This window comes from Shewanella indica (genome assembly GCF_033842865.1).
Taxonomy (GTDB): domain Bacteria; phylum Pseudomonadota; class Gammaproteobacteria; order Enterobacterales; family Shewanellaceae; genus Shewanella; species Shewanella indica.
In genome coordinates, this window is record NZ_JAWXXR010000001.1 from 450527 (window position 1) to 470116 (window position 19590).

Annotated in this window: 16 protein-coding genes; 11 read left to right on the forward strand and 5 right to left on the reverse strand. The window is 54.8% G+C overall.

Annotation, left to right across the window (positions count from 1 at the left end):
• The first annotated feature begins 4 nt into the window (after positions 1 to 4).
• A complete protein-coding gene (gene pntB, locus SIL79_RS02140; RefSeq protein WP_144361577.1) occupies positions 5 to 1489 on the forward strand; it encodes a Re/Si-specific NAD(P)(+) transhydrogenase subunit beta in 1485 nt (494 codons plus the stop codon).
• A 485-nt stretch (positions 1490 to 1974) separates the two neighbouring features.
• A complete protein-coding gene (locus SIL79_RS02145; RefSeq protein ID WP_162206816.1) occupies positions 1975 to 2682 on the forward strand; it encodes a hypothetical protein in 708 nt (235 codons plus the stop codon).
• Between the two features lie 430 nt (positions 2683 to 3112).
• On the opposite strand, the gene mrcB is transcribed toward SIL79_RS02145, so the two are convergent.
• The 3 genes from mrcB to SIL79_RS02160 all read right to left on the reverse strand — a co-directional run bounded on the left by mrcB (position 3113) and on the right by SIL79_RS02160 (position 10246).
• Complete coding sequence (mrcB, locus tag SIL79_RS02150; RefSeq protein WP_162206817.1) at positions 3113 to 5440, reverse strand: penicillin-binding protein 1B; 2328 nt, start codon at positions 5438 to 5440, stop codon at positions 3113 to 3115.
• A gap of 14 nt (positions 5441 to 5454) precedes the next feature.
• Entirely contained in the window at positions 5455 to 8010 is a 2556-nt protein-coding gene (gene hrpB, locus SIL79_RS02155) for an ATP-dependent helicase HrpB (RefSeq protein WP_233962671.1), read from the reverse strand.
• 64 nt (positions 8011 to 8074) lie between these two features.
• A complete protein-coding gene (locus SIL79_RS02160) occupies positions 8075 to 10246 on the reverse strand; it encodes a putative bifunctional diguanylate cyclase/phosphodiesterase (RefSeq protein ID WP_039033103.1) in 2172 nt (723 codons plus the stop codon).
• 156 nt (positions 10247 to 10402) lie between these two features.
• On the opposite strand from SIL79_RS02160, the gene thpR reads away from it, so the two are divergent.
• Positions 10403 to 10951, forward strand: coding sequence for an RNA 2',3'-cyclic phosphodiesterase (thpR, locus tag SIL79_RS02165; protein ID WP_267959635.1), 549 nt, complete (start codon positions 10403 to 10405; stop codon positions 10949 to 10951).
• Position 10952: 1 nt separating this feature from the next.
• On the opposite strand, the gene SIL79_RS02170 is transcribed toward thpR, so the two are convergent.
• Positions 10953 to 11411 (reverse strand): GNAT family N-acetyltransferase, encoded by a 459-nt coding sequence (locus tag SIL79_RS02170; protein ID WP_071475785.1) that lies wholly within the window; start codon positions 11409 to 11411, stop codon positions 10953 to 10955.
• A gap of 91 nt (positions 11412 to 11502) precedes the next feature.
• A complete protein-coding gene (gene pepB, locus SIL79_RS02175) occupies positions 11503 to 12780 on the reverse strand; it encodes an aminopeptidase PepB (protein ID WP_144361583.1) in 1278 nt (425 codons plus the stop codon).
• Between the two features lie 164 nt (positions 12781 to 12944).
• On the opposite strand from pepB, the gene sfsA reads away from it, so the two are divergent.
• The 8 genes from sfsA to SIL79_RS02215 all read left to right on the forward strand — a co-directional run bounded on the left by sfsA (position 12945) and on the right by SIL79_RS02215 (position 19590).
• The gene (sfsA, locus tag SIL79_RS02180; RefSeq protein ID WP_144361584.1) at positions 12945 to 13649 is read left to right on the forward strand and encodes a DNA/RNA nuclease SfsA; all 705 of its coding nucleotides are present in this window, start codon (positions 12945 to 12947) and stop codon (positions 13647 to 13649) included.
• A 168-nt stretch (positions 13650 to 13817) separates the two neighbouring features.
• Complete coding sequence (dksA, locus tag SIL79_RS02185) at positions 13818 to 14261, forward strand: RNA polymerase-binding protein DksA (protein WP_025010051.1); 444 nt, start codon at positions 13818 to 13820, stop codon at positions 14259 to 14261.
• A gap of 68 nt (positions 14262 to 14329) precedes the next feature.
• Positions 14330 to 15199: a tRNA glutamyl-Q(34) synthetase GluQRS gene (gluQRS, locus tag SIL79_RS02190; RefSeq protein WP_144361621.1), complete on the forward strand. Its 870-nt coding sequence runs from the start codon at positions 14330 to 14332 to the stop codon at positions 15197 to 15199.
• 113 nt (positions 15200 to 15312) lie between these two features.
• A complete protein-coding gene (gene pcnB / locus SIL79_RS02195) occupies positions 15313 to 16698 on the forward strand; it encodes a polynucleotide adenylyltransferase PcnB (protein WP_202932874.1) in 1386 nt (461 codons plus the stop codon).
• A 1-nt stretch (position 16699) separates the two neighbouring features.
• Positions 16700 to 17188, forward strand: a complete 489-nt coding sequence (gene folK, locus SIL79_RS02200; RefSeq protein ID WP_233962669.1) for a 2-amino-4-hydroxy-6-hydroxymethyldihydropteridine diphosphokinase — start codon at positions 16700 to 16702, stop codon at positions 17186 to 17188.
• A gap of 77 nt (positions 17189 to 17265) precedes the next feature.
• Positions 17266 to 18060 carry a 3-methyl-2-oxobutanoate hydroxymethyltransferase gene (gene panB, locus SIL79_RS02205; protein WP_039033097.1) on the forward strand — a complete coding sequence of 265 codons (795 nt, stop codon included), beginning with the start codon at positions 17266 to 17268 and terminating at the stop codon, positions 18058 to 18060.
• A gap of 19 nt (positions 18061 to 18079) precedes the next feature.
• The gene (gene panC, locus SIL79_RS02210) at positions 18080 to 18925 is read left to right on the forward strand and encodes a pantoate--beta-alanine ligase (protein WP_039033096.1); all 846 of its coding nucleotides are present in this window, start codon (positions 18080 to 18082) and stop codon (positions 18923 to 18925) included.
• 158 nt (positions 18926 to 19083) lie between these two features.
• Positions 19084 to 19590 carry a DUF4124 domain-containing protein gene (locus tag SIL79_RS02215; protein ID WP_071475781.1) on the forward strand — a complete coding sequence of 169 codons (507 nt, stop codon included), beginning with the start codon at positions 19084 to 19086 and terminating at the stop codon, positions 19588 to 19590.

A 19590-nucleotide genomic window follows, 5' to 3' on the forward strand; every position in this document is an offset into this window, starting at 1 on the left:
TATCGTGTCTCAAGGACTGGTAACAGCAGCCTATATCATAGCGGCCCTGTTCTTCATCTTAAGCCTCGCCGGCTTATCGAAGCAGGAGTCTGCAAAAAATGGAAACCTGTTTGGGGTTATAGGGATGTCGATCGCTTTGATCGCTACCATACTGAATCCTGAAACCAATGGGGTTCACTGGATCATTCTCGCCATGGTGATAGGCGGTGCCATAGGTATTCGTCTGGCGCTCAAGGTTGAGATGACAGAAATGCCTGAGCTGGTCGCCATTCTCCACAGCTTTGTGGGTATGGCCGCCGTATTGGTAGGTTTCAACTCTTTCCTCGGCCTGCACCCACAGGCGATGAACGAAGTGATAGTCACTGTCGGTAATGACCTCAATGCCACTCTGGAAGCCGCCAGGGCAGCCATAGAGCAAGCCGCCGCCTCGGCAGCGCATGAGCCCATGACTGGCGCCATGCTCAACATCCACCTGGTGGAAGTCTTCCTGGGGATCTTCATCGGTGCCGTGACCTTCACCGGTTCTGTGGTGGCATTCGGCAAACTCAGAGGCATTATCTCCTCCAAGCCGATGATGTTGCCTCATCGCCACAAGCTCAACCTGCTGGCGGTAGTGGTATCCCTGCTGCTGATGATTTACTTCGTCAACGTAGGTGGCAGCATCTGGCCTCTGCTGATCATGACACTGATAGCCTTTGCCTTTGGCTGGCACCTGGTAGCCAGCATAGGCGGCGCCGACATGCCGGTTGTGGTATCCATGCTCAACTCCTACTCTGGCTGGGCGGCCGCAGCGGCGGGCTTTATGTTGTCCAACGACCTGCTGATCGTCACAGGTGCCCTGGTAGGTTCTTCCGGTGCCATCCTGTCTTACATCATGTGTAAGGCGATGAACCGTTCCTTTATCTCTGTAATTGCCGGCGGTTTCGGTACCGATGGCGCCGTTTCCAGCGGTGATGAAGAGATGGGCGAATACCGTGAAACCACGGCCGAAGAGGTAGCCGAGCTGCTGAAAAACTCCAGCTCAGTGATCATCACCCCCGGATACGGCATGGCGGTGGCCCAGGCACAGTATCCCGTGGCCGAGATCACCCAGAAACTGCGTAATCTGGGAGTGAAAGTGCGCTTCGGTATCCACCCGGTTGCCGGGCGTCTGCCGGGCCATATGAACGTGCTGTTGGCCGAGGCCAAAGTGCCTTATGACATAGTGCTGGAGATGGACGAGATCAATGATGATTTCGAAGACACAGATACAGTACTGGTGATAGGTGCCAACGATACGGTTAACCCGGCGGCCACTGAAGATCCTTCCAGCCCAATCGCCGGCATGCCGGTACTGGAAGTGTGGAAGGCCCGCAACGTCATCGGCTTCAAACGCTCGATGAACACAGGTTATGCCGGGGTGCAGAACCCACTGTTCTTCAAAGACAACACCCAAATGTTGTTCGGCGATGCCAAGGCCAGCGTAGAAGCGATTTTGAAATCACTCTAAGTAGCCTATCGCAGTAACAGCATGAGTAATAGAGGGAGCCTGATGGCTCCCTCTTCTTTTGCCTGCTCTTTACAGGTTTGAGCCCTCAGGCCGCTATCTCCTGCCCCCAAGCTGTCTTTAGGGAAGGTGCGAATAAGTCCTCGTGGCACAGAGGGGAGATTCACAAAGATAAACTCAGCTTTGGAGAATGGTATTAAAAGCAATCTGGCAATGCGGCATCACTATGCCGAAACAACTACCATGCCCACCTGCACCTCTTTATCTTTCTTGCCAAGCTCCGTCAGGGTTCGCTCAACGGCGTTTTCGGCGGCTTCTTGCGCCATGAGATAAGAAGTGCATACCTGCCACTAAGACCGGCTTTAGTGGTCTTTAGCCCACCGAATCTCCGCCCGTTCACTGTTCAATTTATGGACAATCAAATCATTGACCCTGCAAATTAGGTCTGTTAGATATACTCAGATTAAAAAATGCAAAGGAGATGTGAAATGAGTATACGGATCTTACTTGCAATTCTGTTATTGGGGTGTTGCTCTCAAAACGCGATTGCGAAACCAGAAAGCGATGTGCAAAAAAAAGTAGAAGCTCACGCTCAGTACTTTGGTTTTCAAAGTCCAGAGGCTTACTTGCACTTTTCAGCTGAATTAAATCAGCTGATGTCCGGGAAGAAAACCCTAGGAGAACCTCTTTTAAAAACGACTACTTACATCAACTCTTTGGGGGCTGGAACTACTTATTCTACACTTTCTGTTGAGCAAAAGAGTGAACTCTTTGCTTTGATAAAAGCACGTAGGCTAAAAATGGCTCAAAGTCTTGGTATTCCAGAGTCTTCAATGGATAGACTTATCACTCAATATGCAACCTACTCTAGGCTGAATGCAAAGTTGCATAACATTGCTCTGGATAAGGTGTTTCAAACCACATCAGGTGAAGATGATGAAATTGAGCGGATAGAAGTCGAGGGACGTCTACTACAAAGTTGGGGAGGCTATGACTCACTCATGATGTACGTAGGAATCACCGAGATGGCAATGCAATCAGGTATTTCCCAATACACTCCTTTCGTTGTTCGTTTTACCTCAAGAGAGTCTGAACAAACTTTTATGTATAATAATTATTCTGGTTCATGGAGTATCTCAAACGAAACTCCGTGTATACAAGATAGTTGCCAAGGGTATCCTGTTCTAAATCCTTAACTAAAAGGATTGCAAAAAAGCCCCAGTAGAATTAATTACAGGGGCTTTTTTGTACTTAGAATTTCACCTGGAGGAACCAGTCAGAAGTTGTCTTAGTTACTCTAGTGCGAGCCTTCGGCTCTCCCTCCGCTGCAATAACTTTACCTTGCACTTGGTGACCTTCCCTGAGGGGGAAATTCACAAGGACAAGCACTGCTTTGAGAATCGCATTAAACGTAATCTGGCAATGTGGTATCACTATGCCATTACTGTGAACAAAACGGTACGATTCACAGCCACTCTGGGATAGAACAACCGGTTGTTGATCCATTTATCCTCCAAAAGTTGGTGTGGAAAAACCCCGATTAAAGCTCACGCACACTCAGTGCCCCAGCTTGGCCTGCTCAATAAGCAGGGCCGCTGGTATAGCCGCCCTGCTTAGTTTTAGCCGTTAACCACCGAGGATCCGTTTCCACCAAGGCAAAGGTTCACCGCAGTTGGGCGCCGGATGATAACTATCGGCCAGCGCAGGAACCGCCACCACATTACGGCAATCGGCTTGTTTCGCCGCACCTGTATCCCGGTCGAAATAGCCCTGCACCACGTCGTTGACCGGCGGCAATCTCAGCCCCAGCGGCGGCCGCTCGGCGAGGAAACGTTGATAAACAGTCATGGCACCACTGCTGCCATAGAACTGGGTCTTGCCGTTGTCATCACGGCCAACCCAAACGGCGGCAACGTTACGCTCGTCAAATCCGGCAAACCAGGAATCGCGGCGGTCGTTGCTGGTGCCCGTCTTGCCCGCCAGCATCACTCCGGGGAAAGCCGCCCCCAGACGCGAAGCCGTGCCGGACTCCACCACCTTGGTCATGGCGTACTGCACCAGATAGTTGGCCGCAGGCGTTATCGCCTCATGGCGTGGCATACTGGCCACAGGCAGGGGCTGGTTGTCGCTGTCCAGCACGGCAGTCACCGCATTGAGCTTACGATAACGACCTCCGTCCGCCAGGGTCTGATATACCTGCGCCACCATCAAGGGGGAACCGTTCACGGCGCCGAGCAACATGGAAGGATAAGCCGATACAGCTTCATTCCAACCGGCCTCTTTTAGCGTCGCGGCTACGGCATCGACGCCAACCATCATGCCCAGATTCACGGTCGGCACGTTCATCGATTTCTTGAACGCCGTCAACAGCGGCACCTGGCCGCGGAACTTGCGATCCACATTCTGGGGCGACCAGGTCTTGCCCTGCTCATTCTTGAGGGTAATGGCCTCATCTTTGAGGGGGCTGGCGAGATTGAACTTACTGCCCTGTGCCAGCGCCGTGGCATAAACAAACGGCTTAACCAGTGAACCTATGGGACGGCGAATTTCCACCGCCCGGTTGAAACCCTCGTAGCCCGGCACCTTATCGCCCACCATGGCGGCTATCCCGGCGCTGTACTTGTCGGTCACCACCATGCCCACCTGCACCTCTTTATCTTTCTTGCCAAGCTCCTTCAGGGTTCGCTCAACGGCGTTTTCGGCGGCTTCCTGCGCCATGGGATCCAAAGTGGTATAGACCTTGACGCCGGACTGCTTCAGCAGCGCCGCACCATAGCGGTCCTTGAGTTCCTGTTTAACCACGGCAAAGAAGGCCGGCAGTTTCTGGTGCACCGGCTTGTCCGAGCGCCTTAATCCCAGCGGCGACTCCGCTGCCGCCTTGTATTGGTCGACAGAAATTTTGCTGCCTTCCATCAACAGCCTGAGCACCAGATCGCGCCGCTCCTGAGCCCTGTCAGGATAGCGCCAAGGGTTGTAGTAGGATGGCCCCTTGATAGCGGCGACCAGGAAGGCTTGCTGTGCCAGGGTCAGCTCTCCGACCGGGCGGCCAAAATAGAATTGCGATGCCAGCCCCATGCCATGCACAGCTCTGGATTTGTCCTGCCCCATGTAGACCTCATTGAGATAGGCCTCGAGAATTTCATCCTTGCTGTAACGAAAATCGATAATCAGCGCCATCAAGGCCTCCCTGGCCTTACGGATTAAGGAGCGCTCGCTGGAGAGGAAGAAGTTCTTCGCCAGCTGCTGGGTCAGGGTTGAGCCGCCCTGTACCGTGCGACCGGCACTGATATTGACCAGCAGGGCACGGGCGATGGCAAAGGGATTCACCCCGTGGTGCTCATAGAAGCTGCGGTCTTCCACCAAAATAAGCGCTTCGACTATGTGTTCGGGGATCTGTTCGGTTGGTACAAATAGCCTGTCCTCACCATCACCGGCGATGATCCTGTCCAGCAGCACAGGTTCGAGATGAAACACCGCCAGTTGACGTTTGTCGCTCATGCGCGCCACCGAAGTGACGCCGTTGGAGTCGAAACTTATCATCACCCGCTGCTCTGCCTGGCTTCCCTCAGGATGCAGGAAGGGGCGACGCCACAGCTCGATTCGGGTACTGGAGGCAGAAAACTCCCCCACCTGGCGCGGATTGGCCACCTTGCGATAGCCCAGCAGCTTAAGTTCGGCCATCAGCTGGGCGTGGCTCACCGCCGCCCCGGGATAGAGTGCCATTGAGCGACTGAACACCTGCGCCGGCAGGTGCCACTTCTGCCCTTCAAACTTACGGGCGATGATCTGATCCAGGTAGATACAATAGATGGTCAACGCCGCTACCAGAATAAGGGCCAGCTTCCAGGTTATCGACCATAACCTGCGCCACAACCCGGGGCTTTGCCGCGCCGGCTTGCTCTTGCTGCTGGTTTTTCTGGTACTTTTTTTCGTGGTACTTTTCTTGGTGGTCATGCTTATCCCAAAATTTACTGCTGGATATTCAAGGTCTTTTTCTTGGTGAATTTGGTCGGCAAAGTATTAGCCGGGTCGTCGGGCCACAGGTGTTTAGGGTAGCGCCCACGCATCTCTTTTTTCACTTCGACATAGGGCCCTTGCCAAAAGCTGGCCAGATCGGCCGTCAGTGCCAAGGGGCGCTGCGCCGGAGACAAGAGTTCCATGGTTACAGTCAACTCCCCTTGCAGTAGCCGCGGGCTTTCGGCCATGCCCAGCGCTTCCTGCAGACGCACGCTCAGCAGCGCCCGCCCGCCGGCATCATAGCGGATCGGCGCCCGGGTGCCCGTGGCCATTTTCCAATGGCTCGGCAGCCATTCATTCAGCATCTGCTGCGCCTGCCACTCGAGGCGATTGAGCAGCAGCTGCTTGATATCCAATGCCATTAACCCCTTTAGCTGCTTGATATCGCTCAAAAACGGCTCCAACCACTCCTCGAGAGAATCCAGTAGCGCCGGATCGCTGCTGTCCGGGAATAGGCTCGGATCTTTGGATCTTGCCAGTGCCAGCCTGAACTGGAGCTGCCTGACATCCTCATCCATATTGAGCAGCGCCAAGCCTTTACTGCGCAGCAACGTCATAATCGCCTGAGCCCTCAGCTTGGGATCCGCCTCTTTCTCGGCTTCCCGCTTGAGCACTATCTCCCCAAGACGCAGTTGGCGCTCGGCAAAGAAACGTCCCTTGGACTCATCCCAGCCCGCCTGCTGTTGCCAAGTGCAGAGAAAAGCCAGCTCATTTTCCAGCAACCCCGCCGGTAATTCGGCCGCCAGATAGATGCGGCCGGCGCTGCGGCCCTCGGTCTCCTGGTAATCAGCCACCACCAGAAACTCGCAGCCGCTGAGGCTGTCACCGGCATCGAGCACCACGCCGCTGCCATTGGCCAACTGATAGCCCTCGACGCCTCTTGCCTTGGCTATCCTGTCAGGAAATGCCAGCGCCAACAACAGGGCGCAATCGGCACGATTCGCCAATTTCAGAAAGTCTGCCGCCTTGCCATTAAGCCCTAAGCGTCTGAGCCAGTTGCCGACTTGTCTGGCCTCAAGGCCTTGAGTGGCCTGAGAAAGTTTATCCATGATATCGGCGCCGTTGCCCGCAAGGCTTCTGGCCTCCAATAAGGCAGCCAGCAGACAAGCCAGACCGGCGAGCTCAGGTTCGCCGCGCCCCTGCCCCAAACTCTGCGCCCGAAGCAGCATGTGCGCCAGCCGCGGTTGCGCCCCCAGTGCATAGGCCGCGCGGCCATGGGCGCTAAGCTTACGTTGCCTGTCTACCAATTGCAGCGACTGCAACAGCTGCCAGGCCACCGCCTCATTGGCTCTGGCCGGTGGCGTCAGTAAAGGCAAGTCACTGAGGCTACGCACGCCCCAGCAAGCGGCATCCAAGGCCATGGAGAGCAAGTCGGCATGCAAGATTTCCGGCTCATCCGCCTGCGGCAAGCGGCCGTGCTCCTCCTGGCCCCAAAGCCTTAAGCAGAAGCCCGCACTGGTGCGCCCAGCCCGCCCGGCTCTTTGAGTGGCCGATGCCTGGCTGATACGCTTGAGTCCCAAACGGGTCACGCCGCTGCGGGGGTTGAAACTGGCCTGGCGCTTGTAGCCACTGTCCACCACCAGAGTAATCCCCTCTATGGTCAGACTGGATTCCGCCAGGTTGGTGGACAGCACCAGCTTACGCTCACCGGCATTGGCCGGGGCAATCGCCGCATCCTGCTCTTTGGCACTCAGTGAGCCGTAGAGAGGACAAATACGCACATTGGCCGCCACTCTGGATTGCAGATAGTGCTTGAGGCGCTGAATTTCCCCCTGTCCCGGCAGGAAGGCGAGTATCGAGCCCTGTTGCTGCGCTTCGCTAACCCCCAAAGCGCTGGCCTGCTGAGGGTCCAGCAGCGCCAGCAACTGCCGCCCCATATGTTCAAGCCAAGGCGCCATGCCAGAGCCGGAACCCGAACCGCTGCGCCTCTGCGCCGAAACAGCGCTGTAGGCGATAGTCACAGGGTAGCTGCGACCCTCACTGGCAAGTAGCTTGGCATCCGGCATCAAGGTGTGTAACGGCAAACCTTCGAGCGTTGCCGACATGGCCAGCAAGTGTAAATCGTCCCGCAATGAGGCCTGCACTTCCAGTGCCAACGCCAGACCAAGATCTGTGCTCAGATGGCGCTCATGGATCTCATCGAAAATGATCATGGCAACGCCCTTGAGCTCAGGGTCCTGCTGGATCATGCGGGTCAGCACCCCCTCGGTGATGATCTCGAGTCGGGTGTTGCCGCTGACCTGACTCTCACCACGAACCCTGAATCCCACCTCTTGCCCCAGCGCCTGCCCTCTTTGGCGCGCTAAAAAGCCGGCGATGGCCCGGGCCGCCACCCGTCTTGGCTCCAGCATAAGGATCTTGCCGTCGATTTCCGGCCAGTCGAGCAGTGCCAAGGGCAGCGCGGTGGATTTACCGGCTCCGGTAGGTGCTTCGAGGATAACTTGCCGGCAACTGGCCAAGGTTTGGCGCAGTTGAGGCAACAGGGATTGAATGGGTAAGTCGTTCAAGATTCAGGGCATGGCTTACAAAAACAGGCGCTCAGTGTAACCAGTTTCCGCCGCTGTGGCTAACCTAACGAATTGGCTCGCTCAGCGCCAATAAGGGCCTGGGTTTACCTATGGCGTAACCTTGAGCATAATCCACTCCTAGCTCCCGCAGTTTCGCCACTATGGCCTCGGTTTCCACAAACTCGGCAATAGTTTGAAACGCCATCTGCTTCCCCAACTGACACATGGCGGCAATAATCGCCTGATCCGCCTTGTCTTCACAGAGATTGACCACAAACTGGCCGTCAATCTTCACATAATCCACCGCCAACTGTTTCAGGTAGGCAAAAGAGGAAAAACCGGCGCCAAAGTCATCCATCGCCAGCTTACAACCCAAAGGTTTGAGCAGTTCAATCAACCTATGAGCCTGCTCGAGCTGGCTGAGAACCGAAGTTTCGGTGATTTCGATACACAGCTTATCGACCAACTCGGGCTCGGCCAGCAGACGCATCTCAAGCCAGTCCATAAACTCCTCATCCTCAAGCGAGGACGCCGAAAGGTTCAGCGACACCAAAGACAGGGACTGCCACAACTCAAGATGCCGATTGCCCCAAAGCAGCAGATGATCTATCACCCAGCGATCCACTCTGGACGCCAGGTTATAACGCTCTGCCGCCGGCAGAAATATCGCCGGTGACAGCATCTCTCCCTCCTCCTGATACATACGCAGCAAGATCTCCAGATGCATACCGCTATCTGTAGCCTCCAGCGGGCGGATCTCCTGAAAATAGAGCTCAAATTTGTCGTTGGCCAGGGCTCCCAGGACATCGACCGAGGCGGTCATTTCGCTGTAGAGCCGCTTGAGGCGGGGATCGCTGCTGTCGTAGAGTAACCAGCCATTGCGCCCCTGCTCCTTGGCCAGCCGGCAAGCGGCATCGGCCTGGCCCATAACGGTATAGATGTCCTGCGCCAATGGTTCCAACTGGGCTATGCCTATGCTGGCCGAGACCCCATGTTTGCGGTTTTCCCAGTTGAATTCATGATTAAACAGCTGCTGACAGATACGCTCGGCGATATGTTTGGCCGACTCAGGGTTACAAAAATGCATCAGGATCCCGAACTCATCGCCGCCGAGCCTGGCCACCACATCCCCCTTGCGCACCAGCTGCTTGAGCCGCTGCGCCACCTGACACAAGAGCCTGTCACCCGCGATATGCCCGCTGACATTGTTGATCACCCGAAACTGATCCAGATCCACAAAGGCAATACACACGGGAGGAGCCTGTTCCTCGCCGAGCACCTTGGCCAGCAAGGCTTCGAAATGCACCCGATTGGGCAGGCCGGTCAAAGCATCATAATTGGCATGGAATGACAGCTCGCTGGCCAGCCTGTGACGTTCACTGACATCTTCAGCCATCAACACCAGGGTACGCTTATCAGCCTTGCTACGACTGATACTGAGCTTTTGCCAGGAGAGCTCCTGTCCATGCTGAAAACCAACCTCACACCAGGCCTGATTCAATACCCCATCGCGCACCACGGCCAGCGTATCGAGCAAAATGCCCTTGTCATCCTCACGCACCAAGGTCAGCAGATCCTGGCTATCAGCGGCTACCAGTGTCTGTTTGGCTATCCGGTTCATCATGGTCAGTTGGTTGCTGCTATCCAACTGACCACAAGCCAGGGGTAACTGCTGAAACAACTCCTGATACTTGCGCTCACTGGCCAGCAGCGCCAATGCGATACGGGTCAGTTCCATCGCCGAGCCTATCATGGCGGCCGCATGGCTAAGCTCATTGACAAAGTCCTCCCGCCAGCGCTTTTCACCACCGCATTGCAAGGCACCGACGGCGATATGGGTCTCCCCCAGATTCAGTGGCGGCAGAACCAACAGGCTACGTACCTGCCACTGGCGTAAAAAACGTTTCTCTTCCTGAGCTTCCTTGGGAAGCTCTTCAATACTGTCCAGGGTCAGGAGTTTGGGATGGCGTAACAGATTGCGAAAAAAAGGCATGTTCCCCAACCCCCACTCTCGGGTGGCTTGCAGAGTATTGAATTGGGGTTTGAGGTAGAGATTACGGGTCTTGAGCCGCCCGGGAGCCTTTCCAGCCGCCAGCACAAATACCCCGTCACAATCCAGTTGCCGGGTGATGATCTCCAGGGCGCGATCAACATTCTGCTCCAGGGTGATCAACGGAGAATCGCTGAAGACATCCACCAGGGCATGTTGCAATTGATTGGCTAGACTCACGGACATAATGGGGTCATTTCCTTACGACTGTTCCTGAACTGAAGAATCCATCTGATACCATTATGCTTCCATTTTAACGCAGTGAGTCAACTCTCATGCAAAATGGTATAAGCCACAGTATAGGTCAAGAGTATAAGCCAAAGCCTTAACCGGAAACGAAAAATGAGCCCAATTACGCCTAAAAGACTATTTCTCGGATTCTCGCCAGCCGCGGCAGAAAGAGCGAGCTTGCTGAAGTTGCAGCTGGCTTGTGAACAAGCTTATGAACCGTCAGCCCCAAGTCTCAAGAAAGTGACTGAGGCCAATCTGCATCTCACCCTGGCGTTTCTCGGCCAGGTGACGGCAGAACAGCTCGAGGATTTACTCGCTGCCATTCCCGGCTTGCCCTTGAAACGCTTTCGGGTGCGGCTCGAGCATCTCTGTTTCTGGCCCGGGCCGAAAATACTCTGCCTGGCCGGCATAGCCGAAGATCCAGCGTTAATGGCGCTCGCCAAGGCGGCGCAACAACTGGCAACAAATCTTGAGCTGCATAGCAGCGAATATGATTACCGCCCCCATATCACCTTGATGCGAAGGGCCGACAACCTACCGGAACTCGAAGATGTTCCAACGCTCGATTTAACGCCAAGCGAGCTGCAACTCTACGAGTCTTTGAGTACTCCAACCGGCGTCGAGTACCGGATATTGACCAGTTGGCCGTTAAGCGACTGAATCACTTAAGCGCCTTGTGCATCACCACGCAGTCGAGCACTATGCCTCTTGGGGAGTGATATTGGCTTATCCCCTCACCGCAAAAGCCACAACTGCGATAGAAGTCGGCGGCATTGAGGGTAGACTCCAGCGTCAGCACGGTCACGCCTCTTTCACGCGCCAAAGACTCGAGATAAGCGAGTAAGTCGCGCCCAAGCCCTTGGCCCATGGCTTGTGGATGCACGAACAGGGCTTCAATTCGGTCGTTATCCAGCATGCCGGTCGCCAGTATTTTTCCCTGATGTTCGATGAGATAAAAGTCTCTCTCCACCATGGTGATAAAGACAGAGGGCATCTCGCCTTGGGTCCAAATTCTGAGCTCTGCCTTTGTGTAAACCTCCTGGCAACCGGCCTGAATCGCCAGATTACGGATATCCCAGGCAGCTTGTGCGTCTTCCTTTCTTGCCTTGCGTAACTTCATCCTGCACTTCCCTTCGTTGAAAAATAGCGATACACAGGCATTAAAAAGCCGCCCTGTAGGCGGCTTGGTTGGGGCGTTAATTCCCTATGACTCAGTCCGCCAGCAGTTCGGCTATGGTCAACATACCATGAGTCGTGGCGCCTGCAGCCCAAAGGGCCGAAGCGTTGTCTTCAAATGCGGCGGCCAGATCGATATGCAGCCAATCGACACCTTCATTGACAAAACGCCACAGGAAACCGGCGGCATTGGAAGCGCCACCGGCACCGCCACCTTTTACCGGGCGGCTGTTGGCGGTATCGGCATAGGCAGAAGGACACATCTCTTTATGCCAAGGCTCCAGAGGTAAAGGCCAAACATTTTCGGCCACTAGAGCCGCCTTTTGCTGCGTCAACGCCAGCAGTGGCTGACTGGGGGAGAAGATGGCGTTATAGTTGCGGCCAACGGCCATCACGGCGGCGCCGGTCAGGGTGGCGGCATCGATAACCCGAGTCGCACCGCTGGCGCAGGCGGCCTGCAGACCATCGGCCAGCACCAAGCGCCCCTCGGCGTCGGTATTGACCACTTCAACCGTGGTGCCGTTCTTGTAGGTCAGTATGTCTCCCAGCTTATAGGCACGACCACTTATCAGGTTCTCGGCGCAGCAGAGGTAGAGTTTGACCCGCTTGTCGAGACCGTTCTGAATCGCCAGTCCCAGCGCCGCAGTAACCGTTGCCGCGCCGCCCATATCGGCCTTCATGCCCAGCATGCCTTCGGAAGCCTTGATGCTGTAACCGCCTGAGTCAAAGGTGATCCCTTTACCTACCAGCGCGACGGACACGGGAGCATCTTCACCCAGAGGATTAAAATCCAGTTCCAGCAACGCTGGTGGCCTTTCGCTGCCGCGGCCAACCGCATGAATGCCTATCCATTGCTCCTGCAACAAGGCTTCCCCTTCAACTATCCGGTAGCTGACCTTGTCACCGCCGAGTTCGGCCAGCCAATTGGCCGCCTGCTGCGCCAGTTTCAGTGGTGGCAGATTTTCCGGTGTTTCATTAATAAGACTGCGGGCAAACGATGCGCTGTAAGCCCTGCTGGTCAGCGCGCCCTTGAGCGCCTCATCACCGGCCCACTGGATCTCATGGCCGCCTTTGGCAGTGACAAAGCCCTGGGCAAAGGCCCACTGACAGTTGAGGTCCCAACCCTCTCCCACCAAAGAAACCTGATTGATCCCCTGGTTACGCAGTTTGCGGGCGGCCATCTGAATTTGTCGCAGGGCATCGTTTCCCTGCAGGTGGATCTGAGCCTGCTCAGCATTGTAGGTTACATCGGCCTTGCCCCAATGGGCCGCAGGGGCCTCATGGGTCAGCGCTATCTTCATGGATTGACTCATTTCGATTCCTTCTTCTTTTATATGTAGTGAACGCAAGGCGCCACAATTGCGTCCAGTGTACTGCATTCCTGCCTGGCACTTGAAGCCCTGCGCCGAATGAGAATTGTTGCCAACTGTAAAGCCTGCTAGGCTTTGGAGTTTTCAGTCACTTCAGGGAGATGGGGATGGAGTTTATCCCACCACTGCAATCCGGCATTTTGATCCAAAGGTATAAACGCTTTCTGGCCGATGTCAGGCTGGATGATGGCACTGAGATTACTCTGCACTGCCCCAATACGGGTTCAATGAAGAACTGCCAGTTCCCCGGCGAGCGGGTTTGGTTCTCCTGTTCGGACAATCCCAAGCGTAAGTACGCCCACACCTGGGAACTGATGCAAACCCCTGGAGGCGACCTGATTGGAGTCAACACCGGCCGGGCCAATGCCCTGGTAGAGGAAGGGATCCAAACAGGTGTCATCAAGGAACTACTGGGATACCAAAACCTCAAGCGGGAAGTGAAATACGGTGATGAAAACAGCCGTATCGATATTTTTCTCAGCGAAGGGGTAAAGGCCGATTGCTATATCGAAGTGAAGAACACCACACTCTTGGAAGAGGGTCACGGTTACTTTCCTGATGCCGTCACCAGCCGCGGTCAGAAACACTTGCGGGAACTGATGTCCGTGGTAAAAAGTGGCCAACGAGGGGTATTGGTGTTTTTAGTGCAACATACCGGCATAAAAACCGTATCAGCGGCCCGCCATATAGATTCAAAATATGCTGATTTATTGAACGAAGCCATAGATGCCGGGGTAGAAGTGCTTGCCTATGCCACAAGCCTTGCCCCAGAAGGCTTCAGGGTGGAATCAAGGCTCGAATTTATCCGCTGAACCAGCTGTAAAAAGTGATAAAAAGTTGATTTAATCGGGTTTAGCAGACATATTCAAATAATTAGCAATAAGTAAATCGAAATATTTGCCTAGGTAGAGAGATTCTGATATAGATAGCGGCCGTTCATAAGAACGCCCTACGACGCAAATGGAAACAGGAGATGCGTTATGCCTGAAGGCACTAAAAAACTTGGTGTACTCGCTATCGCTGGTGTAGACCCTTACCAGGAAAAACCCGGTGAGGAGTACATGAACTCACAACAACTGAGTCACTTCAAAACCATTCTTGAAGCATGGAGGAATCAGTTGCGTCAAGAGGTGGATCGCACTCTTACCCATATGCAGGATGAAGCTGCAAACTTCCCGGACCCGGTGGACCGTGCCGCCCAGGAAGAAGAGTTCAGCCTCGAACTGCGCGCCCGCGACCGCGAACGTAAGTTGATCAAGAAAATCGAAAAGACACTGCAGAAAATTGAAGAAGATGACTTCGGTTTCTGTGAATCCTGCGGCGTTGAAATCGGCATCCGTCGTCTGGAAGCCAGACCGACAGCCGATCTGTGTATCGACTGCAAAACGCTGGCAGAGATCAAAGAAAAACAGATGGCAGGTTAATCTAATCTGCCACAGCGCGGGGCCAAGTGTTACACTGGCCCCGCGATTTTTTTGTCACTCTGCCCTTGATGAACAACACTTCCTACATAGGCCGTTTCGCCCCCTCGCCTTCTGGCTCTTTGCATTTTGGCTCTCTTGTTGCCGCCCTCGGCAGTTATCTACGCGCCCGCTCAAAACAAGGGCTGTGGTTACTGCGAATAGAAGATATCGACCCCCCAAGAGAAGTCAGCGGCGCAGCCGATGACATAATGCACACTCTGGAAGCCTTTGGCTTACACTGGGATGGCGAAGTGCTGTACCAGAGCCAACGCCTGCAAGACTATCAACAACATATAGATGCCTTGCTGAAATCCAATCAGGCCTACTATTGCCAGTGCACCCGCAAACAGATCCAGCAAAGAGGTGGCGTTTACGACGGCCGCTGCCGGGAGTTGCAACTCAAGCAAGGTGCTATTCGCATTCACAACCAATTGGCGGTTGCTCAGTTTATTGATGACCATCTGGGTCAAGTCTGTGTCGACCCGGCCTTCGCCGCAGAAGACTTTATTATCAAGCGCAGCGATGGCCTGTACGCCTATCAACTGGCGGTAGTGCTGGACGACGCCTTTCAGGGCATCACAGAAATCGTCCGCGGCGCCGATCTCTTGGAGGCCAGTTGCCGACAGATAAGCCTATTTCGCCAATTCGGGTTTCAGGAACCGAGTTTTTTTCATCTGCCGCTGGCCAGCACCCAGGCTGGACGCAAGCTCTCCAAGCAAAACCATGCCACGCCGGTGGATAAACGCCATCCACAGCCGGCGCTGTTGGCGGCACTTGAGTTTCTCGGCCAGGCCGCTGTCACGCCCCAAGCCGATGTGACTCAGATGTTGGCTCAGGCGGTGGCTCAGTTTGATCCGGACAGCATTCCCAAACAGACAGAGATCCTCATCGGCCGCTGATATACTCATCGCCCGCTATTTGGTATATCATAGCCGCCAGTTTTTAACCCTTATTTTGCGTTAACGTTCCGAGGTGTCCCATTTTTCGCCGTATCAGTCAGTTTTGTAAGCAGTTGTTTGACGATGGTCAGACAGCCAAGGCTCAACAAGAAGACAACACAGACACAGGTTTGAGCCTGGAGGTTATCCCGCGCGATGGCCACAGCATTTCCCGCAGACAGATTAGCGAGAATGCGCTCAAGGTTTTGTACCGCCTGCATAAGTCTGGCTTTAACGCCTATCTGGTTGGTGGCGGCGTACGCGATCTGCTGCTTGGACTGGATCCGAAAGACTTTGACGTGGTCACCAATGCCACTCCGGAAGAGATCAAGAAGCTGTTTCGCAACTGCCGCCTGGTTGGCCGTCGTTTCCGCCTGGCCCATATCGTCTTTGGCCGGGATGTTATTGAAGTGGCTACCTTCCGCGGCCACCACGGTAACAGCGAAGAGAAGATTTCCAAGGTCAATTCGGCCGGACGACTGCTGCGCGACAATGTTTATGGCGACATAGATGAAGACGCCGAGCGCCGCGACTTTACCGTCAACGCCCTCTATTACAATATTGCCGACTACTCCATTCGCAGCTATGGCGGCGGTATTCATGATCTTAACGCCAGAACCCTGCGACTGATTGGCGATCCCGAGACCCGTTATCGGGAAGACCCGGTGCGTATGCTGCGGGCCGTGCGCTTTGCCACAAAGCTTGGGATGTCCATCGACAAGCGCACTGCGGCCCCGATCAAGAGCCTGGCTCCGCTGCTGAAAGATATTCCGGCGGCGCGTATGTACGAAGAAGTACTCAAGCTGTTCTTCGCCGGTAAGGCACTGAACAACTATCAGATGATGCGCGAATATCAGCTGTTTGCACCGATATTCCCTCTGGTGGAAAGCCTGCTGCGGGACGATCCCAAGGGCCCGGCCGGCAGACTGCTGAGCGAAATGATGCACAACACAGATGTGCGCGTCGGTGAAGACAAGCCTGTGACACCGGCCTTCTTCTATGCCGCGCTCCTTTGGTATCCGCTGCAAAACCGCGCCCAGGATATCGCCTTGGAGAGCGGTCTCAGCCCCTATGATGCCTTCTTTGCCGCCATGGGCGATGTACTTGAGCAGCAGTGCCGATCGGTAAGCATTCCACGCCGCTTCAGCACTCCGGCACGGGATATCTGGCAGTTACAGATGCGCTTTGAACGCTCTCAAGGGGGCCGCGCCTTTAAACTGATGGAGCATCCCAAGTTCCGCGCCGCCTATGATCTCTTGCTGCTCAGAGCCAATGCCGAAGGCGGTAATCTGGCCAAGCAAGCCAGTTGGTGGCAACAGTTTGTCGAGTCTGATGATGATAAGAGGCAACAACTGATACGCAGCGGCAACAAAACCGGCGGCAGCCGCAACCGTAATGCCAATCAGCGTCGGCGCCGCAAGCCACGTCGCCCAAGCGAAAAACCACAGGCGGCCGAGTAAGATGACCGGAGTCTATGTGGCGCTGGGCGCCAACCTGGACTCTCCCGAGCGCCAGCTTGATAGTGCTTGCCTGGCGCTGCAACAACTGGCGCTGCAAAACAGCTTTCGCGTTTCATCCTACTATCGCTCGGTTCCCATGGGCGATGTTCCCCAGCCAGACTATGTCAATGCGGTGGCCTGTTTCGAGACCGAACTGGCGCCGCTGGAACTCCTTGACGCCTTGCAGGCAATCGAGTTGCAGCAAGGTCGACAACGCCTGGTGCGCTGGGGGCCCAGAACCCTGGATCTGGACCTGCTGCTCTACGGCGATGAGCAGATACAGATCCCAAGGCTCACTGTGCCGCACTACGGCATCAAGAGCCGTGAGTTTGTCCTCATTCCACTGGAAGAACTCAATCCTTCGCTGGTGCTGCCCTGCGGCACCGGCATAGCCACACTGATCACCGATGCCATGCGCCAATCGCTGCAATTGCTCCATCCCTCCGGCTGAGAAACTGAGCCGGATCGTTGCAGTCCAAAGCTTCATGGCATATAACACCACTTTACTCGGTTAATAAGAAGAGCATTATGTCTAAAATCACCACAGCTACCCTGCGTAAATTCAAGCAGGAAGGTAGAAAATTTACCGCTCTGACCGCTTATGACGCCAGTTTTGCCGCCGCTTTTGACAGCGAAGGTGTAGACGTCCTGCTGGTAGGAGACTCATTGGGAATGGTTCTGCAAGGGCACGATGATACCTTGCCTGTCAGTGTCGAGGAGATGGCCTATCACACCCGCTGTGTTCGCCGTGGCATCAGCCGCAGTTTGTTGATGGCCGATCTACCCTTTATGAGCTACGCCACTCCCGAACAGGCAATGACCAATGCCACCAAGCTGATGCAGGCCGGCGCCAACATGATCAAGATTGAAGGGGGCCAATGGTTGCTGGAAACGGTTTCCATGTTGACCGAGCGCGGCATTCCTGTCTGCGCTCATATAGGACTGACACCACAATCAGTGCATGTGTTCGGTGGTTTCAAGGTGCAGGGCCGCGATGCCGACAACGCCCAGCGGATCCTCGATGAAGCCAAGGCGCTGGAAGGTGCCGGTGCCCAACTTTTGGTACTCGAATGTATCCCGGCAGCGTTGGCAAAACAGATAACCGAAGCGCTGCAAATTCCGGTGATCGGCATAGGTGCCGGCAAGGATACTGATGGCCAAATCCTGGTGATGCACGATGTACTCGGGATTTCCAGCGGCTATATCCCGCGCTTTTCCAAGAACTACCTCAAGCAGACAGGTGAAATCCGTGAGGCCGTGAAGGCCTATATCGACGAAGTTCAGCAGGGACAATTCCCCGCAGAAGAGCACACCTTTAACTGAGCCGGGGATTCGCCAGATTATGCTGACCACAGCCAAAATAGATGAGATCCGTGCCCGGGTACGGGAATGGCGCCAAAAGGGGGAAACCATCGCCTTTGTCCCTACCATGGGCAATTTGCACCAGGGGCATGTGAGTTTAATCCTCGAAGCTGCGCGCCGCGCCGATCACGTGGTGGCCTCGATTTTTGTCAATCCATTGCAGTTTGGCAAGAATGAGGATCTCGATGCTTATCCCCGCACCCTGGGCGCCGATCAACAGAAGCTGACCGAAGCCGGCTGCGAGCTGCTGTTTACCCCAACACCCGAGCTTATCTACCCCAAAGGGCTGGATGCCCAGACCTTTGTGGAAGTCCCCGGGATCTCCGATGAGCTTTGCGGTGCCAGCCGTCCAGGGCATTTTCGCGGAGTCGCGACCATAGTATGTAAGCTGTTCAATATAGTGCAGCCGGATATCGCCCTGTTTGGCCGTAAGGACTACCAACAACTTCTGGTGATCAAGACCATGGTGACCGATCTGTCGTTGCCCATCGAAGTCATAGGGGTAGAAACCGTTCGCGAGGATTCCGGCCTGGCGCTGAGTTCGCGCAATGGTTACCTCACCGAGGCCGAAAAGGCGCTGGCGCCCAAGCTCAAGGCAAGCATGGATAAACTGGCCGAGGCGATCGTACTGGGACAGGATATCGACCAGGCCATCAGCAATGCCAAGGAGTTCCTGCGCGCCGCCGGGCTTGAGCCCGACTATCTGGAAGTGCGTGAAGCTTCAAGCCTCAAGCCTGTGAACAGCGATGACAAATCGCTGGTGATCCTGGCCGCCGCTTATCTGGGTAAGGCCCGCCTCATAGACAATATGATATTGTCACGCTGATCTCTTTTTAAGGGGTAGGATAGCTACCCCTCCATTTTCTGCCCAATAGCTTCCCCCAGCCACAATAATTTCCTTAGTCAAAAACTGGTCTTCAATAAAGGCTTGAGTCATATTGGTTACACTTGTTTTAGATATGTGACGAAAGGATTCCCACCCCAATGTTGTCCGGACAGCCCAGACTCTGGCTCTTTGTTGCACTGCTGCTCGCTTGGCAAGTTCAGGCAGGTACCGTCTATAAATGTATCAAAGAAGACAAGGTGGTATTCAGCCAGCAGCCCTGCCCACAAGCCTTCACCCAGCACAGAATTGAATACCAGTATGGCGTGACCACGGAAACGGCCGAGGGAGAAAGAGTTGATCCGCTGCAATCCCTTTTGGAAAACGACAGCCTGCCCGAAGACAAGCTGTTGCGCCGACTGGAAGCCGAAGTCTATCGGCTGCAGCAGGAAAACAGCTATCTGGAAATACTGCGAACCAGCGAGCTACAAAAGCAGGAGCGGCAACGCTATTGGCAGAAAATGGCGCGGGAAGATCCCGCATTTATTGAGCAGCGCGGCAAGATAAATGCCCACTTTGATGAGCTCAAACGCGCCAATGATGACAAGATAGCCAAGCTGCAGCAATACAGACAATTGCTGCAGCAGAAAACCGAGGCTCAGCCCTGA